This window comes from Fulvivirga kasyanovii (assembly GCF_009711405.1).
Lineage (GTDB): Bacteria > Bacteroidota > Bacteroidia > Cytophagales > Cyclobacteriaceae > Fulvivirga > Fulvivirga kasyanovii.
Genome location: NZ_SMLW01000232.1, coordinates 1 through 2763 on the forward strand (window position 1 = coordinate 1; position 2763 = coordinate 2763).

General features: G+C 38.4%; 4 protein-coding genes. All 4 read right to left on the minus strand.

All coding sequences use genetic code 11. The annotated features are described in order from the left end of the window. Positions 1 to 268 (minus strand): DUF6756 family protein (locus tag E1163_RS30885; RefSeq protein ID WP_343033708.1); only part of this gene is annotated, 268 nt, incomplete at its 3' end. 41 nt (positions 269 to 309) lie between these two features. Beyond that, positions 310 to 594 (minus strand): hypothetical protein, encoded by a 285-nt coding sequence (locus E1163_RS01150; RefSeq protein ID WP_155168691.1) that lies wholly within the window; start codon positions 592 to 594, stop codon positions 310 to 312. 478 nt (positions 595 to 1072) lie between these two features. Beyond that, complete coding sequence (locus tag E1163_RS01155) at positions 1073 to 1984, minus strand: DUF2279 domain-containing protein (RefSeq protein WP_155168692.1); 912 nt, start codon at positions 1982 to 1984, stop codon at positions 1073 to 1075. 130 nt (positions 1985 to 2114) lie between these two features. Then, positions 2115 to 2648 carry a Riean_0653 family protein gene (locus E1163_RS01160; protein WP_155168693.1) on the minus strand — a complete coding sequence of 178 codons (534 nt, stop codon included), beginning with the start codon at positions 2646 to 2648 and terminating at the stop codon, positions 2115 to 2117. Between the last annotated feature and the right edge of the window lie 115 nt (positions 2649 to 2763).

Here is a 2763-nt window from a genome sequence, read left to right on the forward strand (position 1 = left end):
GAAAAAGCAAGAATTTCGTTGCTTCGTTCACAGTATTACAGCCGACAAACCATACCTTCTCGTGTTGGCTTACAAGTTGATCTAGATAAGTCCATCCGTCATCTTCAGGGAAGCTGATTCCGGTTTGTTCGCCTTTCAAATCCTCCCACCACCAGTTGAATTTTGTGTACGTGTTCTTACGAATCACAAATTTAGTTTCGATCTTTTTCATGATTTCAGGCCACTCATGAATGCCTACAGAATCGAATTCATCAGGTGTTAAACCCAAGTTGCTTGCGACACTAGTAATTCTGATTTGAAACCCATAGTTCAGAAGTTGTTATACTGTTCTCTTACCTCTTCAATCTCTGTTTCAGTCAAAAACTCTTTCCAGAGGGCTTCTAATCCTTCGTTGACCAATGCTTCAAAAGCAGCATATATCCAATTTCCGAAATCCTTATCTTGATATTTGTAGACACGGTAATCTCCAACCAAAATATTATGCCCAAACCGCGCCATCCATTCCCTGGGGTTCATTTTGGTGTCGAATATTTCTGTTTTCCACCTGAGTTCTTCCTTTGCGGAGAGTTCTTTCGTTCCGAATTGTCCGTTCACTTTTATTAGGTTTTTAGAGTGGCGCAATTGTCCATAACGGCTGGCTAAACTACGTAAGCTTGGCCTATTTTAATTTAAGCTAAACTAACGTATTGCACTAGCCTTTGCAAGACCCTTCTTCAGCTTATGGAGTTTTAGCATTTGTTATCGATTTTATTTTTTCAATCTGTCAATGTAGGGAACTTAATAATGGTTATTTCAACTGAAAAGCAAAACGTTGAGAAAACGGAATCCAAGCATTAAGCGGGCTCTGAACAGGAACCGTTTCCCATAACTTGATGAATCCTGAAACTGAATCAGAGGATGCAATAGTATGCTTTAGTTGCTTTTCATTCCAGTTGGCATTTCGTTATTATTTTTTCGGCAGCTGTTCGTCCATCAGATATTTGAATTTGCCCAGCGACTGGTAGAAATAGTCTTTGGTAGGTAAGAATTGTTTAATAAAGTCCAAATAGCCTATAGATTCATAGCTCCAATTTTAGAAATAAATCCAGTGACCCTTCAATCGGCCAAGTCCATCAATTTCAATGGCCGGGGCAGGAATTTTGATAAAATTCATGACCAGAAACAGACCTTTCATAAATTTTGATTGGGTAGAAATTTTCTCCCAATCTATATCCGGAGAAATTAAAAACTGGCGATACCGTGTAGTTTCAGGGAGCGCTACACCATGATAGTATGTCTTGTTCTGAAATTCACCATACATGCCATTTGCACTATACCCAACAGCTATATTGATCCAATCGGGTATTTTGTCCCTCCACATAAAGTTATTAACATTTGTGCTGAGCCAATAGGTATGGCCATTATAGTCCAGAAACAAACTCTGAAAGTAGTTATCACCCAAATAGCCGTTGGACAGAGGCGCATATGCTGACCGGGAAAAGCTAAATTTGTATTTGAATAGTTGCTCATCAAATAATAGCTCCTGACTAATCACAAGCATAGAACCTACGGTATTGGCGGCCATATCACTCCATGAAAATCCCCAATCTTCATAAAGTCCGTCAAATATCTCAATAGGTGTTTGTAGTATAACTCCCATTGTACCCCCGTAAATAAGTGCTTTCTTTTTATTAACACCGGCACTCCGTAGCCATTTATAACAGAGATAACTCTCGATATAAGATCCATAACTATGTCCCATTTTATCTACCTGTTGATAGCCTTTGCTATCATTATAAAAATGAAAGGGCACACGCTTTTTATCTTTATACCATACATATTGCAGATAGGCCATGCTACCCAGGTAAAGCGATGCCTCTGTAACGATAGCGGTCTTTAACCTGGTTTTATTTACAGTATGAGTTGAGTCCAACAGACTATCTTGCCCATATGCTTGAATGTTGAGCAGATATAGTAAGATCAGAACAATCAGGTTTATTTTCATTAATATTATTTCTTTACAGTTTGAGTAAATTTCAATTGACAATTGGAAAGGAAAAGCATTTTAGGTATCCATGCTGCGTTAATCTCAGACCAGGTTGATGAAAATAAAAAGGCTCTCAAATTACATTCATTTATTGCCAAATTTCCCCTATGTCAAACCTTCCTTCCGTGATGGTTACGGTATCATCACACACATCGCTATAGGCTTTGAATTCAAATGTACCTGACAGGATCTTTTGATTGACATCAAACTTCAATAGTTTAACATGACCACTTAAAGCCTTCTTATAGGTGCAAGATGGAGAATCGCTATATTCAGTATATTCAATGCCACAGCACGTAGTATCAGTAAGACTATATGTCTTGTCAACCTGAAGTTCCGCCGAATCGATGATGGAGATAAAAAAGGATTGATCCGAAGCGTAGTTACTACCATATATATTAACAGACGTAGCGGTATCGCCAAGTTGAAATAAATCGGCTTCCGTTCCTGTTTGTCCTGGTGGGGCTTTAGGAGTAAATAATTTACCATTCACCAAACATCCAAAGGTATTTTTGCCTTCCGATGTTATGGGTGGTAATTCATCATCTTCCTGGCACGAACTGAACCCAATAAAAAGAGCCAAAGAAACCGGAAATAGTATGTATGTGAAATATTTGTTCATCCCTCACATCAATAAGTAATATCTCCAATATCAAACCTGCCCTCAGTTACCTTAATAGTATCGCCGCAATCAGGGTTATAGGTTGTGAATTCAAATGTTCCTGAAAGTACTTTGT